Origin of the sequence: Comamonas sp. CMM03 (assembly GCF_019218715.1) — a bacterium.
Taxonomy (GTDB): Bacteria; Pseudomonadota; Gammaproteobacteria; order Burkholderiales; family Burkholderiaceae_C; genus Comamonas; species Comamonas terrigena.
This window is the reverse complement of record NZ_JAHUXB010000008.1, coordinates 1-16,985: the sequence shown is the minus strand read 5'-3', so window position 1 is coordinate 16,985 and position 16,985 is coordinate 1. Positions and strand designations below refer to the sequence as shown.

General features: G+C 66.0%; 15 protein-coding genes, 1 pseudogene and 1 riboswitch. Of the genes and pseudogenes, 13 read left to right on the top strand and 3 right to left on the bottom strand.

The annotated features are described in order from the left end of the window. Both KW830_RS21080 and KW830_RS21075 read left to right on the top strand, forming a co-directional pair. Nucleotides 1–284 (top strand): annotated as a pseudogene (locus tag KW830_RS21080) (methyl-accepting chemotaxis protein); the annotation flags it as partial. Nucleotides 285–525: 241 nt separating this feature from the next. Then, nucleotides 526–2,307: a methyl-accepting chemotaxis protein gene (locus KW830_RS21075; protein WP_218334313.1), complete on the top strand. Its 1,782-nt coding sequence runs from the start codon at nt 526–528 to the stop codon at nt 2,305–2,307. Between the two features lie 166 nt (nt 2,308–2,473). On the opposite strand, the gene recJ is transcribed toward KW830_RS21075, so the two are convergent. Both recJ and KW830_RS21065 read right to left on the bottom strand, forming a co-directional pair. Beyond that, nucleotides 2,474–4,183, bottom strand: a complete 1,710-nt coding sequence (recJ, locus tag KW830_RS21070; protein ID WP_066542048.1) for a single-stranded-DNA-specific exonuclease RecJ — start codon at nt 4,181–4,183, stop codon at nt 2,474–2,476. Beyond that, the gene (locus KW830_RS21065) at nt 4,180–5,205 is read right to left on the bottom strand and encodes a phosphoglycerate mutase (protein ID WP_255578947.1); all 1,026 of its coding nucleotides are present in this window, start codon (nt 5,203–5,205) and stop codon (nt 4,180–4,182) included. The genes recJ and KW830_RS21065 overlap by 4 nt, the downstream gene beginning before the upstream one ends. Nucleotides 5,206–5,463: 258 nt before the next feature. Here KW830_RS21065 and KW830_RS21060 point away from each other — a divergent pair, with 258 nt between their 5' ends. The 4 genes from KW830_RS21060 to lolD all read left to right on the top strand — a co-directional run bounded on the left by KW830_RS21060 (nt 5,464) and on the right by lolD (nt 8,697). Continuing rightward, nucleotides 5,464–6,057 (top strand): chromate transporter, encoded by a 594-nt coding sequence (locus KW830_RS21060; protein ID WP_066542046.1) that lies wholly within the window; start codon nt 5,464–5,466, stop codon nt 6,055–6,057. Next, entirely contained in the window at nt 6,054–6,662 is a 609-nt protein-coding gene (locus KW830_RS21055) for a chromate transporter (RefSeq protein WP_066542044.1), read from the top strand. The genes KW830_RS21060 and KW830_RS21055 overlap by 4 nt, the downstream gene beginning before the upstream one ends. A 111-nt stretch (nt 6,663–6,773) precedes the next feature. Next, nucleotides 6,774–8,027 carry a lipoprotein-releasing ABC transporter permease subunit gene (locus KW830_RS21050; protein WP_066542042.1) on the top strand — a complete coding sequence of 418 codons (1,254 nt, stop codon included), beginning with the start codon at nt 6,774–6,776 and terminating at the stop codon, nt 8,025–8,027. Then, nucleotides 8,020–8,697, top strand: a complete 678-nt coding sequence (lolD, locus tag KW830_RS21045; protein WP_066542038.1) for a lipoprotein-releasing ABC transporter ATP-binding protein LolD — start codon at nt 8,020–8,022, stop codon at nt 8,695–8,697. The genes KW830_RS21050 and lolD overlap by 8 nt, the downstream gene beginning before the upstream one ends. A gap of 94 nt (nt 8,698–8,791) precedes the next feature. Here the strand turns inward: lolD and KW830_RS21585 are convergent, their stop codons facing one another. Beyond that, a complete protein-coding gene (locus tag KW830_RS21585) occupies nt 8,792–10,198 on the bottom strand; it encodes a methyl-accepting chemotaxis protein (protein ID WP_218334312.1) in 1,407 nt (468 codons plus the stop codon). Nucleotides 10,199–10,375: 177 nt separating this feature from the next. On the opposite strand from KW830_RS21585, the gene KW830_RS21035 reads away from it, so the two are divergent. From KW830_RS21035 to KW830_RS21005, 7 genes are all read left to right on the top strand, one after another. Then, the gene (locus KW830_RS21035; protein ID WP_218334311.1) at nt 10,376–11,203 is read left to right on the top strand and encodes a TatD family hydrolase; all 828 of its coding nucleotides are present in this window, start codon (nt 10,376–10,378) and stop codon (nt 11,201–11,203) included. A gap of 144 nt (nt 11,204–11,347) precedes the next feature. Beyond that, nucleotides 11,348–11,890, top strand: coding sequence for a DNA-deoxyinosine glycosylase (locus KW830_RS21030; protein ID WP_066542036.1), 543 nt, complete (start codon nt 11,348–11,350; stop codon nt 11,888–11,890). A gap of 5 nt (nt 11,891–11,895) precedes the next feature. Then, entirely contained in the window at nt 11,896–12,690 is a 795-nt protein-coding gene (locus tag KW830_RS21025; RefSeq protein ID WP_066542050.1) for a spermidine synthase, read from the top strand. Between the two features lie 54 nt (nt 12,691–12,744). Further along, nucleotides 12,745–13,083 (top strand): FlxA-like family protein, encoded by a 339-nt coding sequence (locus KW830_RS21020; RefSeq protein WP_066542027.1) that lies wholly within the window; start codon nt 12,745–12,747, stop codon nt 13,081–13,083. Nucleotides 13,084–13,572: 489 nt separating this feature from the next. Beyond that, nucleotides 13,573–14,061: a tripartite tricarboxylate transporter TctB family protein gene (locus KW830_RS21015; protein ID WP_218334310.1), complete on the top strand. Its 489-nt coding sequence runs from the start codon at nt 13,573–13,575 to the stop codon at nt 14,059–14,061. Nucleotides 14,062–14,079: 18 nt separating this feature from the next. Beyond that, on the top strand, nt 14,080–15,591 hold the full coding sequence (locus KW830_RS21010) for a tripartite tricarboxylate transporter permease (protein ID WP_218334309.1): 1,512 nt from the start codon (nt 14,080–14,082) through the stop codon (nt 15,589–15,591). 141 nt (nt 15,592–15,732) lie between these two features. Further along, nucleotides 15,733–15,817, top strand: a riboswitch (cyclic di-GMP riboswitch). 90 nt (nt 15,818–15,907) lie between these two features. Continuing rightward, on the top strand, nt 15,908–16,985 hold a 1,078-nt coding region (locus KW830_RS21005; protein ID WP_218334308.1), incomplete at its 3' end, for a HAMP domain-containing protein.

The following is a 16,985-nucleotide window of genomic DNA, read 5'->3' as shown; positions in this document are numbered from 1 at the left end:
TGTTCAATGTGGGCCAGGACAGCCAGGTGCGCAGCGTTGCGGCACGCCCGGCCGCTGCGGCACCCGTGGCGGTGGCTGCGCCCCGCGCGCAGGCACCTGCGGCGCGCCCTGCCGCCGTGGCAGCCCCCAAGGCCAAGCCCGCCGCTGCGGCGGCGCCTGCACTGCGCAAAACCCCGGCTTTGGCGCCCGACAAGGCCCCCGGTGCTGCCGTGCCCACCGCTGCGCCGGCACAGCCCGGCAAGACGGCGGCTGCCGGCGCGGACGACGATTGGGAGATGTTCTGATGCACTTCTGATGTGCATCAGTGGGCAAGTACCTACTGCTTGCCAAGTCCAGCAAAGCCGCCTAAGGGCGGCTTTTTGTTGCCCGGACTGGAGGAAATGCTGCACTGCAATGTATCAATACGAAACAGTAGTTTTTGTCAATCGGGAGAGCGCCTGTACCGCTCGTCGGATGTGGCAAAGAGAATGAAAGCGGGTTGCCATGCCCGCTTTTTTCGATTGGCACTGCGCCAGGACGGTATCCATGAACTTGCAGAATATTCGCGTGGCCCACAAGCTGTGGGCGGTGGTGTTGGGATCCATGTCGGCCATGGTGCTGCTGGCTTTTGGGTTGATGGTGTATTCGGACCGTGTCGATGCCGACGTGGCCAAGCAGATGGAGTGGGCGGACAAGCGCATCGTGCTGTCCATGCGCTGGCGCGCCATGACCGAGGTGGCGGTGGAGCGCTACGTGGTGAGCGTGATGTCCTCCGAGTCCCAGATCGTGGACCAGATGAAGAAGCTGGCCACCGGCGGCACGGCCCAGATCACCGAAACCCAGCGCCTGGTGCTGGAGATGGCCGACAGCGCAGCCGAAAAGGCCCAACTGGAGAAAGTGGGCAAGGCGCGCACGCAGACCCTGGCGGACATCGCCAAGGCGCAGGAAGCGCGCAACCAGGGCGATATGCTGGCCGCCGCCGAGATTGCGGAAAAGCAACTGCGCCCTTCGGCGGTGCAGTACATCAAGGAGCAGGAGGCGCTGATCACCCTGCAGGAGCAGATGCGTGAGGAAGCCAAGGCCGCGGGTCAGCGCAAGCGCATGGAAGCCTACGGCGTGGCCGGAGTCTGCAGTCTGGTGCTGGTGCTGGTGGGGCTGTACCTGGCGGCGTTGCTGGTGCGCTCCATCACCCGTCCACTGGACCGGGCAGTGCATCTGGCAGACCAGATCGCCGACGGCGACCTGACGGTGGATGTGCACGACGATCGCAAGGATGAGATGGGCCACCTGCTGCGCAGCCTGGCCACGATGACGCACAAGCTGCGTTCGGTGGTGGGCGAGGTGCGCACCGGGGTGGAATCGGTGTCGGCAGCCTCCAGCCAGATTGCCACCGGCAACCAGGATCTGTCGGCCCGCACCGAGCAGACCGCAGCCAACCTGGAAGAAACCGCTGCCAGCATGGAAGAGCTGACATCCACCGTGACGCAATCGTCCGAAACCGCCCGCCAGGCCAACCAGCTGGCCAGCACGGCCGCCCAGGCGGCCGAGCGCGGTGGTGCCGTGGTGCAGCAGGTGGTGCATTCCATGCAGCAGATCACCGACAGCAGCCGCCGCATCAGCGACATCATCGGCGTGATCGACGGCATCGCCTTCCAGACCAATATCCTGGCGCTGAACGCGGCGGTGGAAGCGGCCCGTGCCGGTGAGCAGGGTCGGGGCTTTGCCGTGGTGGCCGGGGAAGTGCGTTCCCTGGCCGGCCGCAGCGCCGAAGCCGCCAAGGAAATCAAGGCCCTGATCACCACCAGCGTGAGCAATGTGGAATCGGGCTCGCAACAGGTGGAGCAGGCCGGCCAGAGCATGCAGGAGATCGTGCAGAGCGTGCGCCGTGTCAGTGATCTGATTGGCGAAATCACCGCGGCCTCGCTGGAACAGCGTGACGGTATCGGCCAGGTCAACAGCGCCATTGGCAACCTGGACCAGATGACACAGCAGAACGCGGCGCTGGTGGAAGAGTCCACCGCCGCGGCTACGGCGATGCGCGAACAGGCCCAGCGCCTGGAGCAGGTGGTGGCGGTGTTCAACGTGGGCCAGGAAAGCCTGGGGCGCAGCGCTGCCGCGCCGCGCCTGGCGCCCGCCCCCACGGCGGCACCGCGCAAGGCCCCTGCGCCTGTGGCCAAACCCGTATCCGGCGGTGTGGCGGCGCCGCGCAAAACCCTGGCGCCGGCGTCTCCCCCTGGGGCAGCGGCAGCCAAGCCCGCCGCCGCCTTGCCGTCCAAGCCACAGACGGTGGCCGCCACCACGGCGGATGACGACTGGGAAACCTTTTAATTCGCTCCACGGAACAGGCACGAGCACGGGCATGTACCGTGCTGTGCCGGGTCTTCAAACAAAAAGCCCTGTGCAGGCATCTGCACAGGGCTTTTTTCATAGACCGGCGATCAGCAGCAAAAGGGCGATGCAGCAGGCCGCCTGAAGGGCAGGGTGCAGACCGTGTTCAGCACTCCGCGCCTTCAATCAGAAACTGCACCTTGCGCTCGCCGCGCCATTCGTTGATGTCCAGGCGGAAGGCCATGTACACCCGCTCGGGCACCGGCTCGGTGCGGCCAAACCAGATGCCATCCACCACATCGCCCTGGTGGCGCAGCTGCAGCTTCAGGTGCTTCTCACCCACCAGGCGCTGGGAGACCACTTCCACTTCCTCGCTGAACGTGGGGTGGGCAAAGCCCTGGCCCCAGACATCGAGGTTCAGGCGTTCCACCATCTCGGCCTGGCGGAATTCGGGGCGCAGCGGGCCATCGGTTTCCACGCAGCGCGTCAGCGTGGCGGCGTCCAGCCATTCCTGGGCCACCCGGGAAAAGGCCTGCTCGAAGGTTTCAAAGCCTTCTTCGGGAATGGTGCAGCCGGCCGCCATGGCATGGCCGCCAAAGCGCAGCAGCAGGCCGGGGTGGCGCTTGCCCACCAGATCCAGCGCATCGCGCAGGTGAAAACCGGGGATGGAGCGGCCGGAGCCCTTGAGTTCGTGCTCCTTGCCGGGCGCCTGGCTGGCGGCAAACACAAACGTGGGTCGGTGCAGGCGGTCCTTGACGCGCGAGGCCACGATGCCGACCACGCCTTCGTGAAAGTCCGGATCGAACACGCTCACGGCCGGTGGCGGAAGGATGCCGTCCTCGAACAGTTCATCGGCCAGGGCAAAGGCCTGCTGGCGCATGCCACCTTCGATCTCCTGGCGCTCGCGGTTGATGCTGTTGAGCTGGCGTGCCAGTGTCAGCGCGTGCTCGTAGTTGTCGGTGGTCAGGCATTCGATGCCGATGGTCATGTCCGCCAGACGGCCTGCGGCGTTGATGCGCGGGCCCAGTGCAAAGCCGAAGTCGGATGTGGCGGCCTGCTGGAACTCCCGGCCGGCCGCTTCGTACAGGGCGCGGATGCCGGCCTGCATATGGCCTTTGCGGATGCGCTGCAGCCCCTGGGCGACCAGGCGGCGGTTGTTGGCGTCCAGCTTGACCACATCGGCCACCGTGCCCAGGGCCACCAGGGGCAGCAAGGTGTCCAGCTTGGGCTGGTTGCCGGCATCGAAGACGCCGCGCGCGCGCAGCTCGCTGCGCAGGGCCAGCAGCACATAGAACATCACGCCCACGCCGGCCAAAGCCTTGCTGGCAAAACCGCAGCCGGGCTGGTTGGGGTTGACCATGGCGTGGGGCTGGGGCAGCTGCTCCCCCGGCAGGTGGTGGTCGGTCACCACCACCGTCAGGCCCAGGGCGGTGGCGGCGGCCACGCCGTCGATGCTGCCGATGCCGTTGTCCACGGTCACCAGCACGTCGGCACCTTTGTCCTTGACGCGGCGGGCAATGGGTGCGGACAGGCCATAGCCGTCCACCACACGGTCCGGCACCTCATAGCTGACCTGGCGCGCGCCCAGCATGCGCAGGCCGCGCACGGCCACCGCGCAGGCGGTGGCGCCGTCGCAGTCATAGTCGGCCACGATGCACAGGTGCTGCTGCTGCGCAATGGCATCGGCCAGCACGCGGGCGGCCTGTTCCACGCCCAGCAGGGTGGATGGCGGCAGCAGCTTGCCCAGGGCGGGGTCCAGCTCGTCGGCCGAGCACACGCCGCGTGCGACATACAGGCGCGCCCACAGCGGGTGCACGCCGGCGGCTACCAGCTGTTGCACGCTGGCTTCGGGAATCTCTTTGGCAATGATTTTCATAGCGCTTCACGCACGCTGCTAAAGCGCTGGGGCTTCAAGATGCTCTGGATGCGCTGGCCCAGGCTGCGGGGCCCCGTGGTGAAGCTGCGTGCGCTGCGTTCACCGCACAGGGCCAGGGTGGCGGTGCCTCCGCTGTGCAGATGGTGCAGCAGATCGGCCATGGGGCCGGCGTCGAGGTCCGCCCAGGCTTGCAACCAGCTGTCGTGGCTGCCGGTCAGCGCGGGCACGCGCAACTGCTCCCAGACCTCCGGGTTGGGGCTGGTGACCGGTGCACGCGAAGCGGGCAGGGCGCCGGCGCCATACAGCCAGAAGGCGTTGACGGGCAACTGGCCGCGTTCGGCACGCCGGTCGTTGAAGGCATGGGTGTAGAGCAGCATCTGCACTTCGCTGTGCAGGCGCTGCAGCGTGCGGTTCTGTCCGGCATCGGGCTGCCAGTGGCGTACGTCGCGCAGCAGCACGCGGTCCAGTGCGGCCGATTGCAGCGCCTGCAAGGCCGGGCCATGCACCAGCCAGCGGTCCGGGCGCTCGTAGTGCAGGTGAAAGCCGTCCTCGGCAAACCAGGGCGACAACAGGGCCAGCAGGGCGCGGGAATCGGCTTCGTCCAGCTGCAGATCGGCCGGGTTGTCCATGCGGATCTGGTCGGCGCCGGCGGTCCAGTGGCAGGGGCTCATGAAGGCCCAGGCCCCGCCGGCCGTGCCGCCTTGGGCGCAGTCGGGCCTGCTGGCGGCGGCCAGTGCGGCCCAGGGCAGGCTGATGTTGCGTGTGGCCGCCAGGTCGGCCCAGCCGCGCCACAGGGCGGCCATGCGCTCGTGCGGGGGGCTGAGGTCGTCCTCGTCGCCCGACAGGGTGTCGGCGGCGGCCAGCCGGGCCAGCACTGCGTCCAGCTGCGGCAGTTTCAGCGGCTGGCCCTGGTATTGCCAGTCCACGCCGGTCATGGCAGCGTAGGGGATCAGCACCTGGCGGTGGCCGGCGGTGGCAGCGGCGACGCCGGTGTGGGGAAACGGGAGCGAGGGGACGGACATGGCCGCTATTGTCGGCCAAGGGCCGGGGACGTGCCGCGCCGGCACCGGCATCTCCCTGGTTCCGGGCGGCCGTGCCCACCGCGGCACGGTGCGGTGCTTCTGGTAGTCAGTGGCCTGGCAAGGGGGTGGGTCCCAGGATTTGTGCAGGTCCAGCATCGCCCATTGCGTGCCCTGTCTGTCTCAGGGGTGGCGGCAGCGCAGGGCCGCTGGCAGTAGCATCCAGCTCTCCCTCCATTGCCTTGCGCCGCGCTGCCTGCCATGACCTCTCCCGTGCCCGATACCCCCAGTGCCACGGCGGCGCCGTGCGCACCCGCGTCGCCCGCCGCCATGTTCTGGGCGTTTTCCTTGCTGGCGCTGCAGGGCTTTGGCGGCGTGATGGCGGTGATCCAGCGCGAGATGGTGGAACGCCGCCGCTGGATGACGCAGGAAGAGTTCCTGCAGGACTGGGCCGCAGCCCAGGTGTTTCCGGGGCCGAATGTGGTCAACCTCTGCATCATGTTCGGTGAACGCCACTTTGGCTTGCGCGGCGCACTGGCGGCCATTGCGGGCATGTTGCTGGCGCCCACTGTGCTGGTGTTGGCGCTGGGCAGCCTCTACATCCAATGGGCCGACCACCCGGCGGTGGCGGGGGCGCTGCGTGGCATGGGGGCGGTGGCGGCCGGGCTGGTGCTGGGCACGGGCATCAAGCTGTCGGCCGGGTTGGTGGGCCATCCGCTGGCGCTGTGGTTCGGCTGGCTGCTGGCGGCAGCCGCGTTCGCCATGATGGTGTGGCTGCAATGGCCGCTGTGGTGGGTGCTGCCGGTGGTCGGCGGTGCCGGTTGCTGGCTGACCTGGAGAAAGCTCGCAGCATGACGACAGGACTGACCCCTCTGGTGCTGGATGCGGCCGGCTGGCTGCAGCTGCTGGCCTATTTCCTGTCCTTGTCGCTGCTGTCGGTGGGCGGTGCCATGGCTACGGCGCCCGATATGTACCGCCATGTGGTGGATGGCAAAGGCTGGCTGTCCGGCGACCAGTTCTCCACCTCGATCTCGATCGCCCAGGCGGCGCCGGGCCCCAACATCATGTACGTGGCCCTGCTGGGCTGGAACATCGGCCTGAATGCGGTGGGCGCGGACCGGGGCGCCATCACCTGGCTGGCGGCGCTGGGCGGCTGCCTGGCCTGCATGCTGGGCATGCTGCTGCCCAGCTCCATCCTGGTGTGGACCAGCACGCGCTGGATGCGGCAGAACCGTCATCGCCGCTCGGTGCGGGCCTTCCGCCTGGGCATGGTGCCGCTGGTGGTGGGGCTGGTGCTGGCCACGGGGTGGATCCTGGCGGCACGCGACACCGGCGCCCTGCACCGCTGGGTGCCCTGGCTGATTGCTGCCACCACCACGCTGCTGGTGTGGAAGACACGGGTGCACCTGTTGTGGATGCTGGGCGCGGGCGCCTTGCTGGGCGCGCTGGGCTGGATCTAGCCGCCGGACGCTGACCGGCCCCGGTGCGCGCGGGCCGTCACAGGTCGTCACAAGCCTGCCAAGACCGGCACGGTTCTGGGCTTGTGCCGGCAATGCCACAATGCGGCCACCATGCAATTTCCCTATGAACTGGCTTTGGGCTGGCGCTACACGCGCGCCGGCCGCGCCACGCGGCGTAACGGTTTTATCTCGTTCATCTCTGGCGTGTCCATGCTGGGCATCGCGCTTGGCGTTGCGGCGCTGATCATTGTGCTGAGCGTGATGAACGGTTTTCAGAAAGAAGTGCGCGACCGCATGCTCAGCGTGGTCTCGCACATCGAGATTTTCGCCCCCGATGGCTCGGCGCTGCCCGATGTGAACCGCACCATGGCCGAGGCCAAGTCCAACCCGGCAGTGGTCGGGGCTGCGCCTTTTGTCGCCGCCCAGGCGCTGCTGGCGCGTGGCGAGGACATGAAGGGCGCCCTGGTGCGCGGCATTGACCCGGCCCACGAAGGCGAGGTCACGGATGTGGCCACGCACAATGCGCCTGCCCTGGCCACGCTGACCTCCGGCAGCTTCCACGTGGTGCTGGGGGTGGAACTGGCCCGGTCGCTGGGCGTGCGCGTGGGCGATGTGGTCACGCTGATCGCGCCGGGCGGCCAGGTCACGCCGGCCGGCGTGGTGCCTCGCCTCAAGCAGATGACGGTGTCGGGCACCTTCGACTCCGGCCACTACGAATACGACTCTTCCATGGCCATGCTGCACTACGAGGATGCGCAGCGCCTGTTCCGCCTGGAAGGGCCCACCGGCATTCGCCTGAAGCTGCAGGATCTGCACGCCGCGCCCGCAGTGGCGCGCGAGCTGGTCAACACGCTGAGCGACCACCTGTTCATCCGGGACTGGACGCAGCAGAACAAGACCTGGTTTGCTGCCGTGCAGGTGGAAAAACGCATGATGTTCATCATCCTGACCCTGATCGTGGCCGTGGCCGCATTCAATCTGGTGTCGACGCTGGTGATGACGGTGACCGACAAGCGCGCTGACATCGCCATCCTGCGCACCTTGGGCGCCTCTCCCTCGTCCATCATGGGCATCTTCATGGTGCAAGGCGCCATGGTGGGGGTGATCGGAACCTTTGGCGGCCTGGCACTGGGCCTGCTGGTGGCGCTGAACATCGACGTCATCGTGCCGGCCATCGAACATTTGCTGGGCGCCAGTTTCCTGCCCAAGGACATCTACCTGATCAGCAAGATGCCCAGCGATCCGCAAAGCAGCGACATCGTGCCCATAGGCATCATCTCCCTGATCCTGGCCTTCGTGGCCACCATCTACCCCAGCTGGCGGGCCAGCCGCGTGAACCCGGCGGAGGCCCTGCGTTATGAATAAGCAAGTCGTGTTGGAAGCCCGCGGACTGGGCAAGCGTTTTACCGAAGGCAAGCTGGATGTGCATGTGCTGCGCGGTGTGGACCTGACGGTGCATGCCGGCGAGACGCTGGCCATCGTCGGCGCCTCAGGCTCGGGCAAGAGCACACTGCTGCATCTGCTGGGCGGGCTGGATGCCCCCAGCACCGGCAGCGTGCAGCTGATGGGCCAGCCGCTGCACCAGCTCAGCCCGCAAAAGCAGGGCGCACTGCGCAACCGCCATCTGGGCTTCATCTACCAGTTCCACCACCTGCTGCCGGAATTCACCGCACAGGAGAATGTGGGCATGCCGCTGCGCATCCGCCGCATGGACAAGGGCCAGACCATGGAGCAGGCTGCGCAGATGCTGGCGGCCGTGGGGCTGTCGCCCCGGCTGGAGCACCGCCCGGCCGAACTGTCCGGCGGCGAGCGCCAGCGCGTGGCCATTGCCCGGGCCCTGGTCACCCAGCCCGCGTGCGTGCTGGCGGACGAACCCACCGGCAACCTGGACCGTTCCACCGCCGACAGCGTGTTCGCCCTGATGCTGGAGCTGGCGCGCAGCCATGGCACGGCATTTGTGCTGGTCACCCACGATGAAACCCTGGCAGCGCGCTGCGACCGCGTGGTGCGCCTGGTGCAAGGCCAGCTGCAGTAAGCGCCGCCCGCACCACCCGCGGTACACCGTTGTTCCGCCGTGCCGTACGCGGTGTACGGCCTGCGGCTTGCGGCCTCGTGCCGCGTCTTGGTCCTCAAGCTGCGGTCAACTGGGGCGTGTCCACGGCTCTGAGCGTGCTGCCTGCCGGCCGGGCCATGGGCCGCGCGGACAGTTGTGCCACAGGGCCTGGGGCGACCTGCCGGTCCTGATGCTCCTGGTTGCTGAGGGCGTCGCTCAGGCTGCGCAACTGGGCAGACTGGGCGATGGCATGGCTGGCCACATTGCCCAGGATGCTGCTGACCTCGCGCGAGGCCTGAACAATGCCTTCCATGGTGTCGCCGGCGCGCTGCACCAGCTCCGCCCCCCGTGCCACCTGCGCATTGGAGGTCTGGATCAGCTGCTTGATTTCCTTGGCGGCCGTGGCGCTGCGCCCGGCCAGGGAGCGCACCTCGCTGGCCACCACGGCAAAACCCCGGCCCTGCTCGCCGGCGCGGGCGGCTTCCACGGCGGCGTTCAGCGCCAGGATATTGGTCTGGAAAGTGATGGCATCCATCAGGCCGATGATGTCGGCGATGCGCAGCGCTCCGCTGCGGATCTGCTCCATGGTCTGCACCACGTCGCGCATGGTGCTGCCGCCGGTCTCCGCGATGGCGCTGGCGTTCTGTGCCAGCTGGTTGGCCTGGTGGGTGTGCTCGGCGCTGTGGCCCAGCTCCTGCACCGCGGTGCGCAGTGTCAGGGCAGCGGTGTGGCTGCGGGTGATGTCGGTGGCGTACTTCACCACCTTGAACGGTCGGCCGTTGGCGTCCAGGATGGGGTTGTAGCTGGCCTCGATCCAGATGGGCTTGCCGTTCTTGCCCATGCGCTGGTACTGGCCGGCATCATGCCTGCCCTGCGCCAGGCGCTCCCAGAACGTGCGGTAGGTCGGGCTTTGGGCCTCGCCAGGGGGCATGAAGATGCGGTGGTGCTTGCCGACAATCTCTGACAGCGCGTAGCCCGTGGTGCGCAGGAACAGCTCGTTGGCGTGCAGGATGGTGCCGTCCAGCGCAAACTCGATGATGGCCTGCACCTTGGAGATGGCCGCCAGTTGGCCCTGCGCATCGGCCTCGCGTTCCTGCTGCTGGGTGATGTCGGTGGCGTATTTCACCACCTTGTAGGGTTTGCCGTGGGCGTCGTAGATGGGGCTGTAGCAGGCCTGCAGCCAGACTTCACGCCCGCCCTTGGCCAGCCGGCAGTAGCGGCCGGTTTCGGCTTCGCCCTGGGCCAGGCGGCGCCAGAAGTCGGCATAGGCCGGGCTGGCCGCATAGGCAGGCTCCACAAACATGCGGTGGTGCTGGTGCAGCACTTCGGCCAGGGTGTAACCGGTGCAGCGCAGAAAGTTGTCGTTGGCCTGGAGGATCTGGCCTTGCAGGTTGAATTCGATCACGGCCTGCGACTTGTGGATGGCTTGCAACTGCCCGTCCAGTTCCCGCTGCTGCCGGCGTTTCCAATCAAAAAATGGCATGGCTGCTTCCGGTGGTGCTTGGGCTGTCAATGCTCCAGGCGTACGGATCGGTATGCAAGGGCCTGGGCATGCCCAGTAGCTTTTATGCGGCAAAAAACCGGCCATGCAGGGAATAAAGTGCCCCGGCGGCAACCGTTGGCGGCGGTGCGCCGGATGGGCGGTGGCATCATCCCGGCCATGTCTTGCTGGATCGACACCCATTGCCACCTGGATGCACCGGAGTTCGACGCCGACCGCGATGCCGTGCGCGCTGCCGCCCGCGCGCGGGGCGTGGAGCACATCGTCATTCCCGCTGTGGAGCGCGCCCACTGGAGCGGCGCGATTGCCCTGGCCCAGCGCCATGGCGACAGCTACGCCCTGGGCATCCACCCGCTGTACACGCCACGTGCACAGGAGGCGGACATCGCCGCGCTGCGCGCCGTGCTGGCCGAGCGCCAGGGCGATCCGCAGCTGGTGGCAGTGGGCGAGATCGGGCTGGACTTCTTTGTCCCCGGCCTGGACCACGAGCGCCAGATCTGGTTCTATGAACAGCAAATCCAGCTGGCCCGCACTTTCGGTCTGCCGGTGATCCTGCATGTGCGCAAAAGCAGTGACCGCCTGCTCAAGACCCTGCGTGCCACGCCTGTGGTGGGCGGCATTGCCCATGCCTTCAATGGCAGCGCCCAGCAGGCGCAGGCCTTCATCGATTTGGGCTTCAAACTGGGATTTGGTGGCGCCATCACCTATGACCGTGCGCTCAAGCTGCGCGAGCTGGCGGTCACACTGCCCCTGGAGAGCATCGTGCTGGAAACCGATGCGCCCGATATTCCGCCGCACTGGCTCTACACCACGGCCGAGCAGCGTGCTGCCGGCCAGCCGCAGGGGCGTAACACCAGCGCCGAGTTGCCGCGCATCGCCCAGGAGATCGCCCTGCTGCGGGGGATGCCGCTGCCAGCGCTGCAGACAGCCACCACCGCCAATGCGCGCGCAGCCCTGCGCGGCTTGCCTGCCTGCCCTGCAGACTGAAGCCACTGGCACCGCAGGCGCCATGTCTGGTGGGGGCGCAGGCCGCAGTCCACAGGCGCCCGTGGTCAGGCACCGGCCCATGCCTGTACCTGTGCAATAACCGCGCCCCGGCGTGCGACATGCATTGCCCGCACAATCGCGGCCATGCCGTCTGCCACCGTGCCCGCTTCTTCCACCGCCCAGCGCCTGCAGGGCCTGCCCCCGGTGGCCGATGCACGTACACGGCTGGTGGTGCTGGGCAGTTTTCCGGGCGTGGCCTCGCTGCAGGCCCGGCAGTATTACGGCCACCCGCGCAACCAGTTTTGGCCCATCTTGCAGCGGTTGTGGCCGCAGTATCCGCAGCCGGACCGCGCTGATTACGCCGGCCGCTGCGAATGGCTGCTGGCGCGCGGACTGGGCCTGTGGGATGTGTATGCCAGCTGCGAACGCCAGGGCAGCCTGGACAGCGCCATCCGCCACCCGCAGGTGAATGATTTTGCGGCGCTAAGGCAGCGCTGCCCGCAACTGGTGGCTGTTGCGCACAACGGGGGCGAAAGCGCCAAGCATGCCCGCGCCCTGCATGGCCTGGGCTTGCAGGTGCACCAGCTGCCTTCCACCAGCCCGGCCAATGCCAGCTGGAGCATGGAGCGCAAGCTGCAGGCCTGGCAGCAGGTGATGGCCGCCCATGGATTGTTGGACAAGGATTGAAGAACGTGGCTTCCCGCAAGAAACCGGCCGCAAGTGCCACTGTGAACGAGCTGCCCGAAGTCAGCGTCTCGGACGATGGCGTCTCGCGCTATCTGCACCTGGGAACGCCCTGGGTGCAAGGATCGATGAAGCTCAAGGAGCCGTTCGAGATCGATCTGGAATACGTGCAGCGCATGATGGCCTGGCTGCTATTTGTGCCGCCCGAAAGCGTGGCCAGCCGCCAGGCGCTGCAGCTGGGCCTGGGTGCGGCGGCGCTGACCAAGTTCCACCACAAGAAACTGCGCATGCCGACCACCGCCATCGAGCTGAACCCCCAGGTGGTGAACATCTGCCGCAGCTGGTTCAAGCTGCCGCCGGACAGCGACAGCCTGCGCGTGGTGCTGGGCGATGCCGCAGTGGAAATCCGCCGTCCCGAATGGCAGGGCAAGGTCGATGCGCTGCAGGTGGATCTGTACGACCACAACGCCGCCGCACCGGTGCTGGACAGTGAGGACTTCTATGCCGATTGCCGCAACAGCCTGACGCCGGAAGGTTGCATGACGGTGAACCTGTTCGGCCGCATGAGCAGCTACCAGGCCAGCCTGGACAAGATCAGTGCCGTGTTCGGGGCGGAGAACGTGTGGGCCTTTCGCCCCACACGCGAAGGCAACACCGTGGTGCTGGCGCAGCGCGTGGCCAGCCGTCCTTCGCGCGAGCAGCTCCAATCCCGGGCCGAGTCGGTGCAGGCGCGCTGGGATCTCCCGGCCACCAAATGGCTCAAGGTGCTCAAGCCGGTACAGGAATCTGTGACCAGCGGCTGAGGCGCAAGCTGGGCAGGCCCTCAAGTTTTCCGGCGACCTGCCGATGACCAGAGCATGAACCTGTCCATCTCTTCCTCCAGCTCCTCGGTGAGCACCTCATCGTCCGCCAACGTGGGGGCCCAGATCCAGCGTTTGCAGCAGCAGATCAAGGATACGCAGCAAAAGCTCAAAGAGTTGGCCACCAGCGACATGGATGCGGAAACCAAGCAGCGCATGTCCGACCTGCTGCAGGTCCAACTCCAGGCGCTGCAAGCTCAGATCGAGGCACTGCAGCGTCAGCAGGCGCAGCAGGCCCAGGACGCGGCGGCACGCAAGCAGGCTGCTGCGCAGGGTGCAGATGCCGCGACAGCACAGAAGCCCGCCAGCCCGGGACGCATCGACGTCTACGTCTGACGGCGCTGGCAGGCCAGGCTTTCTGTCGGGCGTGTGCCGGTGTCTGCGACGCCGCCTTTGAGGGCCCTGTAGCCCGCAATGCTCGACCACACGTGCCCGCATGGCCCGCCTGCGGGCACTTCCGCATGTCGGGTTGGCAGGCGGGGCGCAGGTGTGGACTGGGGGCTGGCGCCCCAGAAACATGGCGCGCCGCCAGGCCTACACAGCGGCAGGAGCCTGTTGCGCGTGGGACGGGAGGAGAGGGGGCAGAGGATGCAGACAGTTCCCCACCTTGCCGGAAATGGTCACCCCACGCCCCCACGAGACCTAAGCAGTGTGCAGTGTTTGCGGGTTAACCCGTGATTCACACGAAGTATCCAAGGGTTAACGCTGAGATATGGGGTGGTTGCCAGGGAAATCAAGGCCGTTGGTAGGTGGAATCCACATCAAATCACCTACGCTTTGCTTACAGAATCCACCGGTCGTTAATCCCTCGCAGGAGACGTTTTCGTGAAAATCAAGAGTCAAAAAGACTTTTTTGCAGGTCTGATGTATCTGGTGGTCGGTGGCGCTTTTGCCATTGGCGCATCTGAATACAACATCGGCACCGGTGCGCGTATGGGCCCGGGCTACTTTCCGTTGATCCTGGGTGTGATCCTGGCCTTCATTGGCCTGGTCATCGCCTTCAAGGCCACCGTCAAAGGCCCCGATGATGGGGATCCGATTGGCAAGTGGGCCTGGAAACAGGTGTTCTTCATTTTGGCAGCCAACTTTGCCTTCGGCATCTTGCTGGTGGGCGTGCCTGCACTGGGTATCCCCGGTCTGGGTCTGATGGTCGCCATCATTGCCTTGGTGCTGATTGCCAGTATCGCTGGTTACTCCTTCAATCTGAAGGAAGTGATCGCTCTGGCGCTGGTGCTGGCTGTGGGCAGCTATGTGGTGTTCGTGTGGGCGTTGAACCTGCAGTTCCCGGTGTGGCCGACCTTTATTACCGGCTGATCGCGGGAGAGATAGAACATGGAACTCTTTGACAACTTAGCTCTCGGTTTTGGCGTTGCATTCACCGCCCAGAACCTGTTGTACGCGCTGATCGGTTGCGTGCTGGGTACCCTGATCGGTATCTTGCCGGGCCTGGGCCCTGTGGCGACCATCGCCATGCTGCTGCCCGCGACCTACTCGCTGCCCCCCGTGGCTGCGCTGATCATGCTGGCCGGTATCTACTACGGTGCCCAGTACGGTGGCTCGACCACTGCCATTTTGGTGAACTTGCCGGGTGAGTCCTCGTCCGTGGTGACGATGATCGACGGCTACCAGATGGCGCGCAAGGGGCGTGCAGGTCCTGCACTGGCCGCTGCCGGTATCGGTTCGTTCTTCGCAGGCTGCGTGGGCACCATCATCCTGGCTGCCTTTGCGCCTCCGCTGACGGAAATCGCCTTCAAGTTCGGCCCTGCTGAATACTTCTCGCTGATGATCCTGGGCCTGATCGGCGCTGTGGTGCTGGCTTCCGGCTCCCTGCTGAAGGCTGTGGGCATGATCGTGCTGGGTCTGCTGTTCGGCATGATCGGTACCGACGTGAACTCCGGCGTGGCACGTTACAGCTTTGACATCCCCGAGCTGACCGACGGCATCGACTTCGTGGTGATCGCCATGGGCGTGTTCGGTTACGGTGAAATCATCGCCAACCTGTCCAAGCCCGACGACGAGCGCGAAGTGTTCACTGCCAAGGTCAAGGGCCTGATGCCCACCAAGGAAGACTTCAAGCTGATGCTGCCCGCCATGATCCGTGGCACGGTGCTGGGTTCGGCCCTGGGTATCCTGCCTGGCGGCGGCGCCATGCTGTCGGCCTTCGCTTCGTACACCATCGAAAAGAAGACCAAGCTGCGTCCGGGCGAAGTGCCCTTCGGCCAAGGCAATATCCGTGGCGTGACGGCGCCTGAGTCGGCCAACAACGCCGGTTCGCAGACCTCGTTCATTCCGCTGCTGACCCTGGGTATCCCCCCCAACGCCGTGATGGCGCTGATGGTGGGTGCCATGACCATCCACAACATCCAGCCTGGCCCCCAGGTGATGACCAGCAACCCCGAACTGTTCTGGGGCCTGATCGCCTCGATGTGGATCGGTAACGCCATGCTGATCATCTTGAACCTGCCGATGATCGGCATGTGGATCAAGCTGCTGTCCGTGCCTTACCGCTGGCTGTTCCCCGCCATCGTGCTGTTCTGCGCAGTGGGCGTGTACGGCACGAAGAACTCCGAGTTCGACGTCTGGCTGGTCGGTATCTTCGGTTTCATCGGCTATGTGTTCTACAAGCTGGGTACCGAACCTGCTCCGCTGCTGCTGGGCTTCATCCTGGGCCCGATGATGGAAGAAAACCTGCGCCGCGCCCTGCTGCTGTCGCGTGGTGACTGGTCGGTCTTCGTGACTCGCCCCATCTCTGCCGTGATGCTGGCTCTGGCTGTGTTGCTGCTGATCATCGTGACGCTGCCCGCAGTGAAGAACAAGCGCGAAGAAGCCTTCGTGGAAGAGTGACGCCCCCGGCGACGCGTTTTCTACGTATCTGCAAAAAAAGCACCTTCGGGTGCTTTTTTTGTGTTCATTTACCGACAAACAGACGGTTTTATACGGGTTTCTTTGGATTGCGAACAAGTGCAACTGAATGTTTTTAGAATCGGATTCCATCGGCACACCCGAGCGAAAGACGGGGTCGCAAAGCCATGGGCCTACGGCAGTTTGTCAGGGTTGCCAGGTTGCTTCTCTTGCATGGGCTGCGGTCCTCCGCTGCGTGGGGGTGTCATCTATCGCACTGTCGCTGGGATGGTGCTTCATATGAGGCAAGAGGGTCTGGATGAGCGTTTTGAATATGCGGGTCTCCCACAAACTGTGGGCCACCATCGCGGCGTTGCTGGTGCTGGTGTTGGGCGTGGGGGGGCTGCTGCAGTACAAGGCCAATGCCCTGATGGGCAGCACCGTCGGCACGGTGCAGCGCTATGAAGCCAACATCTCTGCCGCTCTGCGCTGGCAGGGCGCCATCCTCAAGAGCCTGGAGACGGCCACAGCCGCCATCGCGACCAGCGAACCCCATGTGGAGGACCTGTTCAACCTGCGCCTGAATGACGGCCGCACCATGATTGCCGATGCGCGCAAGGCGGTGGAGCAGGGCTTGCAGACCGAGGCCGACCGCGAGGGGCTGGCCGCCGTGGTGCGGGAGGCCGACAAGGTGGCTGCGATCATGCAGCAGCTGGACAGCGTGCGGCAGTCGGAGTCCTTCTCGGCCCGCACCGACTTTGCCCGCCAAGAATACCTGCCGGCCGCCGAAAAATACGCGGCCAGCCTGAACGATTTCGTGGTGCTGCAGGAGCGCCAGCGCGATGCAGGCATCGCCCAGGCCCAGGCTGAACAGCAGACCCTGGCCGTCGCCGGTGCGGTTACGGTGGTGGTACTGGCTTTGGTGCTGGTGCTGGTCATGCGCAAGATCATCCACACTATCACCCAACCGCTGGAGCATGCGGTGCAGGTGGCGGAATCCATCGGCAACGGCGACCTGACGGTCCAGGCCAAGGTGGAGCGCAAGGATGAATTCGGCCATCTGCTGAATGCACTGGACCGCATGGCCGTGCGTCTGCGCGCGGTGGTGGGTGAGGTACGCAGCGGGGTGGAGTCGGTATCGGCGGCGTCCAGCCAGATTGCCACCGGCAACCAGGACCTGTCGGCCCGTACCGAACAGACTGCGGCCAACCTGGAAGAAACTGCTGCCAGCATGGAAGAGCTGACGTCCACCGTGACGCAATCGTCCGAGACCGCCCGCCAGGCCAACCAGCTGGCCGGCATGGCCGCCCAGGCGGCCGAGCGGGGCGGCTCGGTGGTGCAGCAGGTGGTGCATTCCATGCAGCAGATCACCGACAGCAGCCGCCGCATCAGCGACA